This window comes from Frondihabitans sp. PAMC 28766 (assembly GCF_001577365.1).
Classification (GTDB): domain Bacteria; phylum Actinomycetota; class Actinomycetes; order Actinomycetales; family Microbacteriaceae; genus Frondihabitans.
Map to the genome: position 1 here is coordinate 1,671,393 of NZ_CP014513.1, position 15,832 is coordinate 1,687,224.

Here is a 15,832-nt window from a genome sequence, read left to right on the forward strand (position 1 = left end):
TTGGGGAGTGGCCCATCTTCTCGGCGCGGAAGCGCTTCACCTCGAATACCCGACGCGCGTCATCTTCGAAGGCGTGACCCTCGGCATCGACGAGGGCTCGCGCATCGGCGTCGTCGGCCGCAACGGCGACGGCAAGTCGACGCTCATGTCGCTGCTCGCGGACACGATCGAGCCCGACTCCGGCCGCGTCACGCGCCGCCGCGGCATCACGATGGGCGTGCTCGACCAGCGCGACATCCTGCCCCTCGACTCGATCGTCAGCGAGGTCATCGTCGGCGACCGCGAAGAGCACGAGTGGGCGGGTGACTCCAGGATCCGAGACGTCATCTCCGGCCTCGCCACCGACATTCCCTGGGGCTCGACGATCGGCGACCTCTCGGGGGCCAGCGCCGGCGGGTGGCGCTCGCCGCGTTGCTCGTCGGCGACTGGGACGTGCTCTTTCTCGACGAGCCCACCAACCACCTCGACGTCGAGGGCGTGGCCTGGCTCGCGCAGCACTTGAAGCGTCGCTGGTCGCCCGGCCAGGGCGCGCTCGTCGTCGTGACGCACGACCGGTGGTTCTTGGACGAGGTCTCGACCGACACCTGGGAGGTGCACGACGGCATCGTCGAGGCCTTCGAAGGCGGCTATGCGGCCTACGTGCTGCAGCGAGTCGAGCGCGACCGCTCGGCCTCGGTCACCGAGGCCAAGCGCCAGAACCTCATGAAGAAAGAGCTGGCCTGGCTGCGCCGCGGCGCCCCGGCCCGCACGGCCAAACCGAAGTTCCGCATCGAGGCGGCCGAGACGCTCATCGCCGACGAGCCGCCCGTCCGCGACAAGGTGGCCCTCTCGCAGATGGCGACGAGCCGCCTCGGCAAGCAGGTCGTCGACATCATCGAGGCCTCGGTCGACTACGGGTCGCGCGAGGTGCTGAAAGACATCGAGTGGCGGATCGCACCGGGCGAGCGCACCGGCATCCTGGGCGTCAACGGGGCCGGCAAGTCGACGCTGCTGAAGCTGGTCACCGGCGACGTGCAGCCGACCACCGGTCGGGTCACCCGCGGCAAGACGGTGAAGTTCGCGGTGCTCGACCAGCAGCTGGCCGACCTCCACGAGTTCGCCAACGAGCGCGTCAACACCGTCGTCTCGCGCTACCGATCGTCGTACGTCTCGGGCGGCAAAGAGTTGACGCCGGGCCAGCTGCTCGAGCGCCTCGGCTTCACGACCCCGCAGCTGCAGACCCCGGTCAAAGACCTGTCGGGTGGGCAGAAGCGCCGGCTGCAGCTGCTGTTGATCCTGCTCGACGAGCCCAACGTGCTGATCCTCGACGAGCCCACCAACGACCTCGACACCGACATGCTCGCGGCGATGGAAGACCTGCTCGACACCTGGCCCGGCACCCTGCTCGTGGTGAGCCACGACCGGTACCTGCTCGAGCGTGTCACCGACACCCAGTACGCGGTGCTCGAAGGCAGGATGCGACACCTCCCCGGCGGCGTCGACCAATACCTCGCGCTCCGGCGGGAGGCCGTCGACGGTGCGGGTGAGGCCACCGACCGGCCCACCGCCACCCAGGGCGCCTCGGCCACCGTCGTCGCGGCCGCCAAGAAGTCCGGGCTGAGCGGCGCCGAGAAGCGCAACGCCGAGAAGGAGCTCGCTTCGCTCGACCGCCGCATCCAGAAGGCGGCCGCCGAGCGTCTGGCGCTCTTGGACACCTTCGCCACGCACGACCCCAACGACTTCGAGGGGCTCGGCACGCTGCAGAAGCAGGTCAACGCCCTCGAGTCGAAGAGCGCCGAGCTCGAGTCGGCATGGCTCGTGGTCAGCGAGAAGCTCGAGGGATGACCTCTCGGCCCAGGGCGCGCGGGCTGCGGCCCGGGCTCGTGCGATGAGCTCGCAGGGGCCCGACCTCGGCGAGTGGCGCGCGGTCGTCACGTCGCCGGTGCTGACGGGCGCCTCCATCGTGATCGGCGTGGCCGCGGCGGCGACGCTCGTCTACTGGATCGCGGTCGGCTCGAACCTCGACCTGCTCGTCGTGGTGCTCGTGCTGATGTTCGTGTTCGCTTTCGTGGCCGGGACGGCGCGGGTCGTCGTCACGATCGGAAGCCACGGTCTGCAGGCGACGTCCGCCCTCCTCGGCTTCGCCTGGACGAACCTCTCGCTCGACGACATCGCCGACGCGCGAGTCGCAGACGTGTCGATCGGCAGCTGGTTCGGGTGGGGCTACCGGGCGTCGCTCGGCGGCACCGCGCTGATCCTGCACGGTGATCGCGGGCTGGTGGTCGATCTCGTCTCGGGCAAGGAGTTCACGCTGACGCTGCCCGACCCGGAGTGGGCGCTCGCGGCGCTCGAGACCGCGGCCGATGCGCGCGGCGGGTCGGGTTCGCTCGACCGCCCGTAGCCCGCCCCGCCCCTCCCTTATCGGCCCGGCCCCGCCCCGCCCGGCCCTTAACGGCCCGGCCCCGCCCTTACCTTTCCGGCACGATCTGCCCGTCTCGACGATCAGGTCGAGCCGAAAGGTAAGGGCCGGCGGCCGCCCGGGCGGGTCAGTCGCCGAGCGTCAGCGACAGCGACCGCAGCAGCGCCGTGAGCGTCTCGCGGTCGGCCGGGCTCAGGTGCCCGAGCAGGTCGGACTCGGCCCGAGCAGGTTGGCGATGGCGCGGTCGACCGCGGTGCGCCCGTCCGGCGTCATGGTGACCAGGATGCCGCGGCCGTCGCTCGGGTCGGTGCGCCGCTCGACGAGACCCCGCTGCACGAGCCGGTCGATGCGGTTCGTCATGGTGCCACTCGACACCAGCGTCTGCGTCAGCAGCGTCTTGGGTGAGAGCTGGTAAGGCGCGCCTGCCCGCCGCAGCGCGGACAGGACGTCGAACTCCCACGACTCCAGCGAGCTCGCAGTGAACGCGGCCCGACGTGCGCGGTCGAGGTGCTTCGAGAGCCGGCCCACGCGCGAGAGCACGTGCAACGGGGCGAAGTCGAGATCGGGGCGCTCGCGATTCCAGGCGTCGACGATGCGGTCGACTTCGTCCTGGGCATCCTGATCCGCCATTCGATCATTATCTCCCGGCCTGACGGGTAGGGGCCTACCGTGCACCTCGGCCGACGCCGCGTCGACCGGAACGGAGCACCCCATGCCTGACCTCAATGTCGTCGCCGTCATCACCGCGAACCCGGGCGGCGAAGAAGCCGTCCGAGACGCCCTCCACGCCCTCGTCGAGCCCACCCGCCGCGAGGCGGGCTGCATCAGCTACGAACTGTTCGAGTCCGAGGCGAAGACCGGCGTCTTCGTCACGGTCGAGCTGTGGCGCTCGCACGAGGCCCTCGACCAGCACACCAAGTCGGCGCACCTGCAGGAGGCGATGACGAGCGCAGGATCGGCACTGGCTTCGGCCGACATCCACCCCCTGTCGCCCGTCGGCTGAGTGCCCGGCGCCGGGCTCGCCGACCAGCCAGCCGCGATCTGGCAGACTTGATGGGCGCGCAAGCGCGGTCCGCCTTGGTGTAATGGCAGCACGACAGCCTTTGGAGCTGTTAGGTCTAGGTTCGAGTCCTGGAGGCGGAGCCGAGGGCCGTTCGGCCTTTGTTGAAAATCCGTTTGGTCTATCCGAAAAACGGGCGCGGACGCGCCGTTTGCGGGACTTGGATGCCTGGATTGGGTCTGTCTCGAATTCGGTGTTTCCGGCCTGACACGCGAGGCGGATGCCTGGCGGGGAAGGTGCCGTGATGACGACACTGGATGCCGTGAAGAGAAACAAGCCTGAGCCCTCTGCGGAGGAGATAGCGGCGAAGGAGCTGGTGCGCCTGGCGGCCGAGCAGGGCCTGTCTTTGACGGGCCCGGATGGGCTGTTGAAGCAGTTCACGAAAACGGTCCTGGAGACTGCGCTGAACGAAGAGATGACCGAGCGCCTCGGGCATGAGAAACACCACGCCGAACCCGACCGGGGGTCCTCGAACGTGCGGACGGGGACGCGGCCGAAGACGGTCCTGACCGAAGCGACCGGGCATGTCGAGATCCAGGTGCCTCGGGATCGGGACGGGACGTTCGAGCCCGTGATCGTGAAGAAACACCAGCGCCGCCTCACCGGCGTCGACGAGATGGTCCTGTCGCTCTATGCCCACGGGCTGACCACGGGTGAGATTCCTCCGCCAGGAGCCTCTGGCGGGGGCGCCCGCGCGCGCACTTCGCGCAGATTTATGGGGCGCAGGTCTCCAAGGAGACGATCTCGAGGATCACTGACAAGGTGTCCGAGGAGATGGCGACCTGGTCCAACCGGCCGCTCGACGGCGTGTACGCGGCGATCTTCATCGTCCCTGGCCGGGAATACCAACCATGGGCCCAGCGATCGTGGTGAAGATCCGCGACGGGCAGGTCGCCACTCCCCGGACTGTCAGCTTTCCGGTGGAACTGGCACTCGACACAATGACGGCCTAGTTCGTGCGCCGGGCCGCCGCTGCAGTCACGCGAGGAACATCCTCACCTTCGTCCAAGCCCTGTCTGGATCCAGCCTCGCGGCCTCAGATCGAAGATTCTCGGTTGCCCGCGAGGGAGCGCACGCGCTGGAGGTCAGCGGGATCACGTGTTGCGGAGCTCGCCGCTCGCTTCAACCGCTTGGAGGAAATCATCGAGAGTGGCCCGAACTGTGCTCGATAAGTCGGTCGTTGGTTCGGTCGACCAGTTCTCGTAGGCGGTCGTGAAGACGAGGGTCGCCGTGTGCGCCACGAACAGAGCGTCGCCCATGCGGAGGCCTTGCGCGGTAAGTGCGTCGCCGATCGTCCGGGCGGCCACGGCCATTTTCGTGCGCTCGCGCTCCTGAAGCATGGGAGAACTGCCGATCAGGGCTCGAACGGCCCGCGCCTGATCGGGCTGGTCCAGTTCCGTGGCGGCCTTTGCGAACGCAGACACCGTCGCCTCGAGAGCGTTCTGCGCCCCGGTCACGGTGAGGTTCGCGACGACGTCACGGGCGAACGTGTCCAGTGTGGCGAAGACCACCTCGGGTTTGTCTCCGAAGTGGTTGAAGAACGACCCCTTTGTCATTCCCGCCCGCTCAGCGATATCCGTCACGGTCACCGCGTCGTAGCCGCGCTCGAAGAACAGCTCCATGGCCGCCTGCTGAAGCCGGCCTCGCGCGTTGGGTTCCCATCTGACCATGACTTCATCGTAGCCCTGATTGAACCGAGATCAATCATGTGCTACTTTCCGATTGTACCGAGTTCAATCAGTCGGTCGGTGACTCCTGTCATCGGCGACACCGAAGGCAGGAGCCTCATCATGAGCACAACGAAAACCCCCCACCGCATCGCCATCATCGGCGTCGGCCGTATTGGAAGCGCCCTCGCGTTCCAGCTGGCACGAGCCGGCCACACCGTCACCGTCATGGCCCGCCCCGGTTCCGTCCGTCTTCAGCAACTCCGCCGCGACGGGGGCATCGTCTCGACCGACGGGGAGCGTGCCGCAGTCACTGTCAACGACCGCCTTGACGAGGACACCCCCTTCGATCTGGTGATCGTGACTTTGCTTGCCCATCAGATCGAGCCGCTGATTCCCGTCCTCGCGCGCAGCCAGGCTCGCTCCGTCCATCTCATGTTCGTCACCCCGGAAGCAGAGCGGCTGACTGCGGAGATCGGTGCGGGCCGTGTGAGCTTCGGGCTGGCCGCCGTTCTCGCCACCCTGGACGACGACGGCAAGCTCGGCCTGAACATCCCCAAGACCAAGGCCGCCCAGGGCGACCAGCGCTGGGTCGACCTCTTCCAGGAGGCGGGGATGCCTGCCCGCCTCGAGGAGCACATGGGTCGGTGGCTGCGCTACCAGGCGCCGCTGACTGTCGCGATGGAAAGCGTCGCCGTGACCGGCATGACTCACCCCCGCGGAGCGACCTGGTCAGAGGCCGCCGCCGGGGCCCGAGGCCTGAGAGCCGGCTACGCGATCTACCGGGAGAATGGGGAGACCCCCTACCCTGTCTCGAAGAACAGGCTGAGCGGTGCACCCCTGCCGATGCTCACCTTCGTGCTCTGGAGCGTGTCCCGCGGCCGCTACCGCGAGACCGTCGGCAACTCCGCCGAAGAATGCCGCGGACTCGCCGACCTCCTCATCGCCCAAGGCGGCCCGGCCTCTTCAGCGTCGGTGAACGCCATTCGAGTGCTCCGCCCCGCGGAAGACATCGCCGTATAGAACGGCGTTCCATCAGCTCCTTCGGGGGAGACCTCCGGCGTGTTCGAGTGGAGCTACCGGGAGTCGAAGTGAGCTCGCAGTTGCGCCGGCACCTTCTCGAGAAAGAGGACCGCGGTCAGCCGTCATGTGCTTTCCCTGGACGGGGCCGTCGAGGGCGTCGTCCGCAGGAGGATGCTCGCGATCGCGGCAGCGAGGACGACGGCTCCGGCCAGCACGAAGCTGATTTGAAGGCCGGTTACGAAGTGGGTGCGGTCGGCGATGAGGACGCCGAAGACGGCGATGGCGACGGCTCCGCCGACCTGACGGAAGGTGTTGAAGACGGCGCTGGCGGTCCCGGCGCGGTCGGCGGGGACGCTGGCGAGCACAACGGAGGTGACCGGGGGCATGGCCACCGACCCGCCGGCGCCGGTCAGGATCGATCCGATGATGACCAGCCACGGGTCGCCGAGAGGTGCGGTGACGATCTGCGAGATGAGGCCGAGCACCATGGTGAGAAGGCCGAAGACGACGGGGATCCGGGGGCCGAACCGGTTGGCGAGGGTGCCGCTGATGATGTTGCCGACGACGCTGACGGCGGCCGAGGGGAGGAACACGAGCCCTGCCAGCAGCGGTGACAGGCCGAGGTGCTGTTGCAGGAACAGGCTGAGCACAAAGACGGTGCCGAAGTTGCCGACCATGAACGCGAATCCCACCGCGAGGGAGACCCGCATGCCACTCGATCGGAAGAGTGGCAGCGGCATCATCGGGTGACGCACCCGCGCCTGCACCACGAGGAACGCCACCAGGCCGGCCGCACCGACGACGAACGAGGCGATCACGGCGGGGGAGTCGAAGCCGAGGGAACCTCCCTCGATGAGGCCGAAGACCAGCCCGACGAGGGTGACGATGGCGGCGGCTTGACCGGCCCAGTCGAAGTGCGACGGGCGCACGGGCGATTTCGCAACGGACGCGAGGAGCGCCAGCATCACGACCCCGACCGGGAGGTTGATGGCGAACACGAGGCGCCAGTCGAGCGTGGTGAGGGCACCGCCGAGCACGGGCCCGACCGCCCCGGCGACGGCGCCGCCGACTGCCCAGATCCCGAGGGCGTGTGCGCGTTCGCGGGGTTCGGGAAGGCCTCGCGGATCAACGCCATCGACGCGGGCAGCATGATGGCGGCGGCTGAACCCTGCACGACCCGGGCGGCGATGAGGACGCCGAGCGAAGGGGCGACAGCGCAGGCGATGGAGGCGACGAGGAACCCGGCGATGCCCCAGCCGAACGCTTTCTTGGCGCCGATGCGGTCGGAGAGGTTGCCGGCGAAGAGCAGGAGCGAGGCGAACATCAGCGTGTAGCCGTCGATGACCCACTGCAAGCCCGAGGTGCTGCCGCCGAACTCCCGGCCGATCCTGGTGAGCGCGACATTGACGATCAGGATGTCGAGGGTGATCAAGAAGAAGCCCAGCGACGCCAGTGCCAGGGTGCGGCCCGCGCGCGTCGTCGTCGCCGTAGCCGTCGATGTCATGCCTTCAGCATGAGCCAGGCCGGTGCCGCGAGGGATGCCCTGGGGAGAGGTGTACTGGCAGGGCATCCCACGGGGCACTGACCGCTCGTAATGTCGAGACATGGACAATTCCGACGAGGTCGCTACGTTCCTCACGACCCGCAGGGCGAACGTCACCCCGGCGCAGGTCGAGCTGCCGTCCGGGCCCAACCGGCGCGTGCCGGGCCTGCGGCGCACCGAGGTGGCCATGCTCGCCGGTGTCAGCGTCGAGTACTACTCGCGTCTCGAGCGTGGCAGTCTCGCCGGGGCGTCCGACGGAGTCCTGCATGCCGTGGCGCAGGCGCTGCTGCTGAACGACGACGAACGGGCGCACCTTTTCGACCTCGCCAAGGCCGCGAACGATTCGCCGGTGCCGTCCAAACGGCGCAGCACGCGGGCGCAGAACGTTCGCCCGAGTCTCCAGTTCATCCTCGACGCCATCACCGGCGGCCCGGCGTTCGTGCGGAACGGCCGGCTCGACATCCTCGCCTCCAACGGTCTCGGCAAGGCCGTCTACGCCGATCTCTACGAGAGCGCGGAGGCGACCCTACCGGGCAGGCCGATGAACCTCGCCCGCTACTGCTTCCTCGACCCCGACCGCTCTGATCGCTTCTACCCCGACTGGGCCACTGCAGCCGACCAGACCGTGGCCATCCTGCGCACCGAAGCGGGTCGCGACCCGTACGACAAAGACCTCCAGGATCTCATCGGCGAGCTCTCCACCCGCAGCGTCGAGTTCCGCATCCGGTGGGGTGCTCACGACGTGCGGCGTCACGCGACGGGGATGAAGCATTTCATTCACCCGCTGGTGGGGCCTCTCGACATGGTGTTCGAGGGCACCGAGCTGGTGGCCGACCCCGGCCTGCACCTGCTGATTTACGCTGCCGAGCCCAGGTCGGCGACCGCGGACGCGCTCCGTCTGCTCGCTTTGTGGACCGCCGCACCCCCTCTCGACTCGGCCGACCTCTCGGTCCACTCGATACGAACGAAGGAGAACGACTCATGAAGCTCCAATCGAAGAAGCCCACCGTCAAGAACCCCGCCACCCAGTTCACCGGCGACGTCTGGGTCGACATGATCGGCGTTCCTCAAGACGAAGGTCAGCGCGCCAGTACCGCTCGCGTGCAGTTCTCGCCCGGCGCCCGCAGCAACTGGCACTCCCACGGTCTCGGTCAGACGATCCACGTCACCGAGGGTGTCGCCTGGATCCAGGCAGGCGGCGGCGAAGTCCTCGAGGTCCACCCCGGTCAGACCGTCTACACCGCCCCCGGAGAAGAGCACTGGCACGGCGCCAGCCCGGACGCGTTCATGGAGCACCTCGTCATGATGGACATCCCCGACGACCCGTCGACTGCGACGACGTGGCTCTAGCCCGTCACCGACGAACAGTATCGCCGGCCGTAACCACCTCACCATCTCTGTCACGCGACGAAGCGGGCGAGGATGCGACGTGCATCCTGCGCCCGCTTCTTCGTCGCGCCCCCAAGAAAGGAACACCTCCCTGCAGACCCTCACCGAGACCGACCCGGAACGCTGGAGACCGGGGATGTGCCCGTGACAGCGGTCGGCTGAGTGGCCGGGGCCGTCGCGGCCGGCGGCGGTTCGGCGGCTGACGCCGATTGGGACGAGAAGAAGAAGCCGGGGAGGGCCCGGGCGACGTGGGGGAGATCGGGGCGGGAGCTGCAGGACTGGCCGGCTGTCAGCTTTTCGGCTGACTATCCGTTCGGGTCTGATGGTGATGAGTGTGAGGTCACCCACGGCGCATTCGGGTGTGTCAGTGGTGGTGAAGCGAGCGGATACCGGTGTCTTCGGGTGACGCGGGTATCCGCTCGATCTCCCACCCCCGGCGTGCCAACCGGCTCTGCGTGCCGGGGTCACCCCCAGTTCGGGGCGATTCGGCGACTGGCCGTTTGGCGGGTTTCCGTAGCGTATGGTTCGGTATGCGAGGCGGTTTCCGCTGGGGTCATTTCCTTGCGTTCCATCACACCGCTCGTCACCTTCGAGTGCTCCGGAACGCGCAGATTTCGACGCGCCTGGAACACGATGGTGGCCTCCATCAAGGACGATAATGAACAAGGCCCTCTGGACCAAAAAACTGCTGGTAGTGCCCGCAGTCGCCGCACTCACCATCGGCGGCTTCTCGCTGTCAGGCGCTGCGGCGAACGCTGCCCCTGCCGACCTCACCGTCACGAGCGCGACCGTCGCCGGTCGCGTCCTGACCGTCACGGGAACGGGCACCGTCGGAGATTCCATCGAGCTGCTGACGAGCACCGGTGACTTCGCGGTCAACCGCAACGACAGCGGTGGCATCGACGACACCGGTCACTACAGCATCACCTACACGATCCCCGGGACCGCGACCGGGACGACGAACTACACCGTCGAACAGGTCACCGGTGGCCTTGGGCTCGATGGCTCCGTGCCGGTGACCGCCACCGTCGCCCCCGCCTACACGTTCGGTGTCACCACCCCGGAAAACGGAAGCACCGTCGACTCCCGCACCGTCACGTTCACGGGAACCGGCACCCCCGGTCAGCCCGTCAACGTGCTGGCCGCCGATGGCACGCGTGCCGCCCCGCAGGCCATCCCGGACGCCGACGGCAACTGGACCACCACCGGCACCTTCGCCGCCGACGCCGCCACGACCCAGAACCTCACGGTCAACGAACTGAACGTCGGCGCTGACCCCGTCGCGTTGACGATCACCCTGCCCGCCGCGACCCCGGCGTCGCAGTTCACTCTCACCAGCCCCGTCTCGGGGAGCACCGTCGCGTCGCGCACGGTCACCTTCACGGGAACCGGCACCCCCGGTGACCTCGTGAACGTCCTCGCGGCCGATGGCACCCGTGCCGCCCCGCAGACCCAGGTCGCCGCGGACGGTACCTGGTCGGTCGTCGGAACGTTCTCCTCGACCGCCGCCACGACGCAGAACCTGTCGGTCAACCAGTTCGGTGGAGCGCAGGGTCAGGGAAACGTGGACTTCACGATCATCCTGCCCGCGGCCGCCGTCACCCCGGTGACGCCGCCCACGACGCCGACCCCGCCCACCACGGGCACCGGCACTGGTAGCGGCACGGGCACCCCGGCCACCGGTGGCGCCTCGACAGGGTCCACGGTCACCGACCCGGCCACGCCGAGCCTCCCGGTCGTCAGCGGTTAGTCAGACCTTCGAGCGGGGCCGACCTGGAATCTTCCGGGTCGGCCCCGCTTGCGGTTGCCCCCTATGAACCCCTCCCCACTGTCTTCCATGTCGCCACGTCGTCAGGTTCTTCTTGCTGCGGGCATCCTCGTCGTCCTCATCGCGATCGTTCTCGGCATCGTGTACGTCGCCTCGCCCCACAGCACCGTGTCGAACGCGTCCTCGAGCCCCACTGTCACCGCATCCGCGGCACCAGCGACGCCTGCTTCGCCGTCGGCTGTCCCGTACAAGCCGCTATCGGCTGCTGCGATCGATGCGCTGCCTGCCGCTCAGTACAACGCCGTCATCCCCGGGCTCCTCCCGTACTACGAACCGACCATCCCGAAGGCGGCCACGGCGTCGTATTCCATCAAGGCCGACGCGGCCCTGTACGGAGCCGACCACGAGACGCCCGTGGCGCACGTCGCCGCAATGAACTTCCTCAAGACACCGACCGTCATCGTTCCGGTCCAGTTCAGTGGCGCCTGGGCGCTCGTTCTCACCCCGAGTCGCCAGCAGCTGCCCTCCGCCGCTAAGGGCGGTGCCGCCGCACAGACCACCGCATGGATGCGCCGCGACCTCCTGACCAAGACCGGCGATCTGACCGACCACCTCGACGTGTCCGTGTCGAAACAGACCGTCGCCATCGTCAACGCCGCAGGCACTGTGGTCCACTCCTTCGCGGCCGGCGTCGGAGCGACCGGCACCCCGACCCCCACCGGTGTCATCGGCTACATCCAAGCCCGTTACCTCGACCCGAAACAGGACGAAACCGTCTACCCGATCAACCTCACCTCACTGCACTCGTCCGCCGCTGACGAGCCCTACGGCGGTGAGGACGGTGGGCTGATCGGCGTCCACTACGAGGCCGTGGCAACGGGGGACGTCTCCCACGGTTGCGTCCGCTTGGATGCCGCCGCGGTGTCCGCCGTGAATGCTCTGCCCGTCGGCACCCTCGTCGAGATGAACCCCTGACTCGAGGATCGAAATCAGGTGAGGGCGCCGATGAGGATGTTGCCGATGGCGTTGTTGACGATGTGGACGATGACGCCGGGCCAGATCGATCCGGTGCGGCGGAAGAGTTCGGCTGCGATGAAGCCTTCGACGAATGCGGTGATCATGGCGATGTTGAAACCGGTGAGGCCGTGGAAGACGGCGAAGATGATCGTGCTTCCGAGAACGCCGGCGATCCATCCCCACCGGAGGAGGACGTTTGCGACGACACCTCGAAAGAGGATCTCTTCGCCGATCGGTGTGAGGACGCCGAGGAAGAGGGTGGACAGGATGAGGGCGATCGTGCCGCCTTGGGCTGCGGTGTCGTAGGTCGCTTGGACGTTCTCTTGAGCGCCGAAGATCAGAGTGAAGAGCGTGACGAGGATCCGGGCGAGGACCCAGACGACCGCGCCGCCACCGACGCCGATGAACATCCACCTCCACCCTGGCCACCGGACTCCGAACGGTGTAAGGCCGCGAACGCGGATGCTCATCGCGGCGAGGAACGCGACGATTCCGGCGACGCCGGAGAGGGCCCCGAGGGCGAGGCCGTAGCCGACTGGATCGCCCGTCTTGAGTCCGGCGTCGCGAAGGAGCGGTGGCACGCCGTAGGCGACGAGGGTGAAGACGGCGAGGCCGATCGCTGCTTCCCGGATGCCTGGGCGGCTCCTGTCGGGCTGTCGAGTCGTCGAGATTCGGGTCATGGGTTGCTCCTGACGGTGAGTCGGTCGAGTTCGGTCGTGTCAGTCCTCAGAGAACATGCCTCCGGTGCCGAAGGCGATGTCGGCGAATCGTTCTCCGATGAGCCGGTGGGCGTCCGGGCCGGGATGCAGACCGTCCGGCAGCGGGAATGCTCGGGCGTCGTCTGCACCGAAGAGGTCGAGCCCGTCGAGGTAGTGCAGGTTCTGGTCGGCCGCGCGGCGTTCGACGAGGGAGGCCAGTTCGCGGCGGATGACTTCGAGGGTGAGCTTTCCGTGCGCGATGTCGTCAGGGTCGCCGGTGGCGATGAACTGGACGTGGTCGGTGCCGAGCGTGGCGGTGTCGACGGCGCCGGGGCCGGGAGTCCTCTCGTGGATTCCCGCGAAGATCGGCGAGATCAACAGAATGGGGGTCGTCGGATGCCCGTCGCGGATGGTGTCGAGGAATCCGTGGACGGCGGGGACGAACGCTCGGAGGCGCATGGCGTCGGTGTTGACCGTGTTGATGCCGAGCTTGACGCTGATGGCATCGGCGGGGCGGTCTCGGATGACTCGGGCCATGAAGGGGTCGACCAGAGCGCTCCCGCCGAAGCCGAGATTATGGAGGTCGACATGGGCCAGGCGGGAGGCGATCGCGGGCCAGGTCTCGCTCGGTGCGGTGGCGTTGGAGCCGTGGCTGATCGAGCTGCCGTGGTGGAGCCAGATCGGGAGATGCTCGTCGTCTTCGAGGACTGGGGCATCGGCATGAAGGGAGACGAGTTCGACGGTCTCGTTGTGCGGCAGCCAGATCTCGATCCGTGAGTCGCCCGCCGGCAGCCCCGTGATTCTGCTGGTGCGAGAGGGGCCCGTTGCCAGCGTCGATGCACCCGACGTGAGATCGATCTCGAACACGTCGCCGCCCGTGAGCAGGTCACGGGCGAACAGGGAGCCGTTGACGAAGACGTCCACGTTGCCCCGGGCGCGGTCGGCGCCCCGATAGGCGACTCGCGTCGGGTGAGTGACCAGTTCGATGGCGTTGGCCGAAGTGCGGAGGGCCAGACGAACCCCCGATGGCTGCGACTCCATCATGAGCAGCTGGCCGTCCGGATACTGGGTGCGCACCCACTCGGGTAGCCGGTGTACACGAAGACCTCTCGCGGTCCGTTCGAGTTCAGCGCCGCCCCGCAGCATCGACGGGGTGAGGTCGACGGGGATCATCGTTCGCTCCCCGCGCTTCTGGCAGCCCAGGAGGTGAAGACGATGTCGAGGGCTTCGACGGAGCGTCTCCACGACTCCTCCGTGCTCTGGTCGCGGTGGTCGAATGCGCCGGTTCGCTCGAGGGCGATGAATCCTGCGACCATCGCACCGCCCATCCGAGCCGCGTGCACGACGTCGTCATCGGACAGGCGATAGCCGCGCAGAACGGCTCGAGTCAGCGTCGCGACTCGGATCGTGGACTCGCTTCGTTCCACACCCGGTTCGACTCGCCGCTGCAACGACTCCCACCGACCTGGCGAGGTCCTGGCGTAGGTGCGCTGCGCGGCACCGAGGGCAGCCAATGCATCGAGACCGGAGCGGCCGGCGATCTCGTCGCTGATGACGTCCGCCAGCTCGCCCATCGCCAACTCCTGCACCCCCGCGAGGATCGCCGCCCGGTCGCGGACATGGCCGTAGAGACTGGCCGTCTGCACGCCGAGTGTCCGTGCCACGGCGGAGACGACGATTGCGTCGAACCCGTCGCGGTCAGCCAGATCGGCGGCCGCAGCGAAGATCGACTTCGGAGTGAGGGGAATGCGAGCCATTCCGTCAACCTAACACCTTTAGGAAAAAGGGTATTGTCTTTAGTTCACCTGACCGGCTCGTCGACGCGGCGGCATCCACGCCTCGACGACAGTGACCAAGGAGTACGCATGACCACCCCCACGACCGATCGAGACCTTCGCCCCCTCGGAGCTTTCGAGCGGACCATCGACCTGTACGCGCAACGCAATCCGGTCCAGTTCTCTGTGGCTGTTCAGCTGGCGCGTGACGTCACCGAGAGCGACCTTGCTGCCGCATTGGAGCGTCTGCAGGAGGCGCATCCGCTTGTCGCGGCGGAGATCGGGCAGTCCGTCGCCGAAGGCGAAGAACAGAGCACGCAGGTCTTTCGCAGGTCGGATCGGCCGATCCCGATCCGACTCGCCCGAGGTTCGACCTGGCAGCACGAAGCAGCCGTCGAGCAGACGATCCCGATCCGCACGACTCCCGGGCCACTGGTCCGCAGCGTGCTCATTCCTGCGGCAGGCGCCGGGTCATCGACGGGGATCCTGCTCACGTTCGCCCACCAGATCGCTGACGGGCGAGGCGCGCTGATCGCCGTGGCCGATCTCGCAGCGAGTCTCGGCGGCACGAGGCTGTCGAGAGGGCCTGTTCCTGAACCTCAGGAGCAGCTAGTGGCCGTCGGGCCGCCGATCGACGACACCGCCTCCGATACCCACGGGGCAGATCTCGCCGTCGAGAACACCAGCGAGCAGAGCCAGACACCGGCCGGCCGGCTTCGTCCATTCGACGGTGACCTGCCGACCCTCCAGGCCGCCGAACTCACGACCGAACAGACGCGGCTGCTCGTCCGCCGGGCGCGCGAGGAGTCCTGCACCGTTCAGGCGGCACTGTGCGCCGCAGCGGCCGCGGCTCTCTTCGCACAGACCGAACTATCCCGCGTCCGGATCAACGTTCCCATCGACCTGCGATCCGTGATCGACGGTCATCGGGACGTCGGGATCCGCTTCATCGGAGCGACCGTGACCCTTGACCGTGGACTCGGCATCTCGTTCTGGGAGGCAGCTCGCGCTGCCGCAGGCCAGCTGCAGTCCGCACGCCGACCACAGGCTCTCCGGGCCGCGGCTCTCGGGCTGGCCCAGGTCGCCCCGACCACACCAGCGGAGGCGGAAGCAGCCATGCTCGCGGCGACGACCGCCGACATCGAGATCACGAACCTCGGAGTCGTCGAAATGGACCAGGCGACCGCGGTCTGGGGCCCCACGATGACCACTCAAGTCGAGAACGAGCAGATCCTCGGAGTCGTCACCCATGGGGATGCTCTCCGGATGGTGAACACGACCCGGGCTCCCATCGAGGGGCTCACCACCCACATCTCCCGCGCGCTGGCATCCGCCGTCAGCGAAGACTGATCTCCACCTTCTGGCGCGAGAACCTCCAGAGTGTGGTCCACGAGTCTGGCGACGCGGGCCGGCCTGGCGCGGAGGGTTAAAGGCTCCTGGCTGGATGGGCAGGTGGCCCTGTGCAGTCGTCGTCCGGGCTGTCGATGTCGCTGG

General features: G+C 67.9%; 14 protein-coding genes, 1 tRNA gene and 3 pseudogenes. 11 read left to right on the plus strand and 7 right to left on the minus strand.

Annotation, left to right across the window (positions count from 1 at the left end):
• The first annotated feature begins 7 nt into the window (after positions 1–7).
• Positions 8–1,824: pseudogene (locus AX769_RS08185) on the plus strand (ABC-F family ATP-binding cassette domain-containing protein).
• Between the two features lie 43 nt (positions 1,825–1,867).
• The gene (locus tag AX769_RS08190) at positions 1,868–2,380 is read left to right on the plus strand and encodes a hypothetical protein (RefSeq protein WP_066278041.1); all 513 of its coding nucleotides are present in this window, start codon (positions 1,868–1,870) and stop codon (positions 2,378–2,380) included.
• Between the two features lie 145 nt (positions 2,381–2,525).
• Here the strand turns inward: AX769_RS08190 and AX769_RS08195 are convergent.
• Positions 2,526–3,028, minus strand: a pseudogene (locus tag AX769_RS08195) (MarR family winged helix-turn-helix transcriptional regulator).
• Between the two features lie 82 nt (positions 3,029–3,110).
• Here AX769_RS08195 and AX769_RS08200 point away from each other — a divergent pair.
• The 3 genes and pseudogenes from AX769_RS08200 to AX769_RS22990 all read left to right on the plus strand — a co-directional run.
• Positions 3,111–3,401 carry a putative quinol monooxygenase gene (locus tag AX769_RS08200; protein ID WP_066278043.1) on the plus strand — a complete coding sequence of 97 codons (291 nt, stop codon included), beginning with the start codon at positions 3,111–3,113 and terminating at the stop codon, positions 3,399–3,401.
• A gap of 68 nt (positions 3,402–3,469) precedes the next feature.
• Positions 3,470–3,541: transfer RNA gene (locus tag AX769_RS08205), tRNA-Gln, on the plus strand.
• A gap of 158 nt (positions 3,542–3,699) precedes the next feature.
• A pseudogene (locus tag AX769_RS22990) lies at positions 3,700–4,354 on the plus strand (transposase); the annotation flags it as partial.
• A 198-nt stretch (positions 4,355–4,552) separates the two neighbouring features.
• Here the strand turns inward: AX769_RS22990 and AX769_RS08210 are convergent.
• Complete coding sequence (locus AX769_RS08210; protein ID WP_066278045.1) at positions 4,553–5,128, minus strand: TetR/AcrR family transcriptional regulator; 576 nt, start codon at positions 5,126–5,128, stop codon at positions 4,553–4,555.
• 120 nt (positions 5,129–5,248) lie between these two features.
• Between AX769_RS08210 and AX769_RS08215 the strand changes: the two genes are divergently transcribed.
• On the plus strand, positions 5,249–6,148 hold the full coding sequence (locus tag AX769_RS08215) for a ketopantoate reductase family protein (protein ID WP_157887521.1): 900 nt from the start codon (positions 5,249–5,251) through the stop codon (positions 6,146–6,148).
• A 122-nt stretch (positions 6,149–6,270) separates the two neighbouring features.
• Here AX769_RS08215 and AX769_RS08220 read toward each other — a convergent pair whose 3' ends face one another.
• Entirely contained in the window at positions 6,271–7,227 is a 957-nt protein-coding gene (locus tag AX769_RS08220; RefSeq protein WP_239452021.1) for an MFS transporter, read from the minus strand.
• Complete coding sequence (locus tag AX769_RS25120; protein WP_239452022.1) at positions 7,113–7,652, minus strand: MFS transporter; 540 nt, start codon at positions 7,650–7,652, stop codon at positions 7,113–7,115. Before AX769_RS25120 ends, AX769_RS08220 begins: the two co-directional genes overlap by 115 nt.
• A 100-nt stretch (positions 7,653–7,752) precedes the next feature.
• On the opposite strand from AX769_RS25120, the gene AX769_RS08225 reads away from it, so the two are divergent.
• The 4 genes from AX769_RS08225 (at position 7,753) to AX769_RS08240 (ending at position 11,823) form a co-directional block, all read left to right on the plus strand.
• Positions 7,753–8,676, plus strand: a complete 924-nt coding sequence (locus AX769_RS08225) for a helix-turn-helix domain-containing protein (protein ID WP_066278050.1) — start codon at positions 7,753–7,755, stop codon at positions 8,674–8,676.
• Positions 8,673–9,041, plus strand: a complete 369-nt coding sequence (locus AX769_RS08230; protein WP_066278052.1) for a cupin domain-containing protein — start codon at positions 8,673–8,675, stop codon at positions 9,039–9,041. The genes AX769_RS08225 and AX769_RS08230 overlap by 4 nt, the downstream gene beginning before the upstream one ends.
• A 697-nt stretch (positions 9,042–9,738) precedes the next feature.
• Complete coding sequence (locus AX769_RS08235; protein ID WP_066278055.1) at positions 9,739–10,830, plus strand: hypothetical protein; 1,092 nt, start codon at positions 9,739–9,741, stop codon at positions 10,828–10,830.
• Between the two features lie 87 nt (positions 10,831–10,917).
• Positions 10,918–11,823, plus strand: coding sequence for a L,D-transpeptidase (locus AX769_RS08240; RefSeq protein ID WP_066278056.1), 906 nt, complete (start codon positions 10,918–10,920; stop codon positions 11,821–11,823).
• 14 nt (positions 11,824–11,837) lie between these two features.
• Here the strand turns inward: AX769_RS08240 and AX769_RS08245 are convergent, their stop codons facing one another.
• Genes AX769_RS08245 through AX769_RS08255 form a run of 3 tightly spaced genes read right to left on the minus strand, consistent with a single transcriptional unit; the run spans position 11,838 to position 14,320 of the window.
• Positions 11,838–12,545, minus strand: a complete 708-nt coding sequence (locus tag AX769_RS08245) for a CPBP family intramembrane glutamic endopeptidase (protein WP_066278057.1) — start codon at positions 12,543–12,545, stop codon at positions 11,838–11,840.
• Positions 12,546–12,584: 39 nt separating this feature from the next.
• Positions 12,585–13,736, minus strand: coding sequence for a GDSL-type esterase/lipase family protein (locus tag AX769_RS08250; protein WP_066278058.1), 1,152 nt, complete (start codon positions 13,734–13,736; stop codon positions 12,585–12,587).
• Positions 13,733–14,320, minus strand: coding sequence for a TetR/AcrR family transcriptional regulator (locus tag AX769_RS08255; RefSeq protein WP_066278063.1), 588 nt, complete (start codon positions 14,318–14,320; stop codon positions 13,733–13,735). The genes AX769_RS08250 and AX769_RS08255 overlap by 4 nt, the downstream gene beginning before the upstream one ends.
• Positions 14,321–14,428: 108 nt before the next feature.
• Here AX769_RS08255 and AX769_RS08260 point away from each other — a divergent pair, with 108 nt between their 5' ends.
• Positions 14,429–15,688, plus strand: coding sequence for a hypothetical protein (locus AX769_RS08260; RefSeq protein WP_066278064.1), 1,260 nt, complete (start codon positions 14,429–14,431; stop codon positions 15,686–15,688).
• Positions 15,689–15,832: the final 144 nt, after the last annotated feature.

Coding starts and splice junctions, on each gene's coding strand:
- AX769_RS08230 (WP_066278052.1), top strand. CDS start 8,673: ATGAAGCTCCAATCGAAGAAGCCCACCGTCAAGAACCCCGCCACCCAG.
- AX769_RS08200 (WP_066278043.1), top strand. CDS start 3,111: ATGCCTGACCTCAATGTCGTCGCCGTCATCACCGCGAACCCGGGCGGC.
- AX769_RS08255 (WP_066278063.1), bottom strand. CDS start 14,320: ATGGCTCGCATTCCCCTCACTCCGAAGTCGATCTTCGCTGCGGCCGCC.
- AX769_RS08190 (WP_066278041.1), top strand. CDS start 1,868: ATGAGCTCGCAGGGGCCCGACCTCGGCGAGTGGCGCGCGGTCGTCACG.
- AX769_RS08225 (WP_066278050.1), top strand. CDS start 7,753: ATGGACAATTCCGACGAGGTCGCTACGTTCCTCACGACCCGCAGGGCG.
- AX769_RS08260 (WP_066278064.1), top strand. CDS start 14,429: ATGACCACCCCCACGACCGATCGAGACCTTCGCCCCCTCGGAGCTTTC.
- AX769_RS08245 (WP_066278057.1), bottom strand. CDS start 12,545: ATGACCCGAATCTCGACGACTCGACAGCCCGACAGGAGCCGCCCAGGC.
- AX769_RS08210 (WP_066278045.1), bottom strand. CDS start 5,128: ATGGTCAGATGGGAACCCAACGCGCGAGGCCGGCTTCAGCAGGCGGCC.
- AX769_RS08240 (WP_066278056.1), top strand. CDS start 10,918: ATGTCGCCACGTCGTCAGGTTCTTCTTGCTGCGGGCATCCTCGTCGTC.
- AX769_RS08215 (WP_157887521.1), top strand. CDS start 5,249: ATGAGCACAACGAAAACCCCCCACCGCATCGCCATCATCGGCGTCGGC.
- AX769_RS25120 (WP_239452022.1), bottom strand. CDS start 7,652: ATGACATCGACGGCTACGGCGACGACGACGCGCGCGGGCCGCACCCTG.
- AX769_RS08250 (WP_066278058.1), bottom strand. CDS start 13,736: ATGATCCCCGTCGACCTCACCCCGTCGATGCTGCGGGGCGGCGCTGAA.
- AX769_RS08235 (WP_066278055.1), top strand. CDS start 9,739: ATGAACAAGGCCCTCTGGACCAAAAAACTGCTGGTAGTGCCCGCAGTC.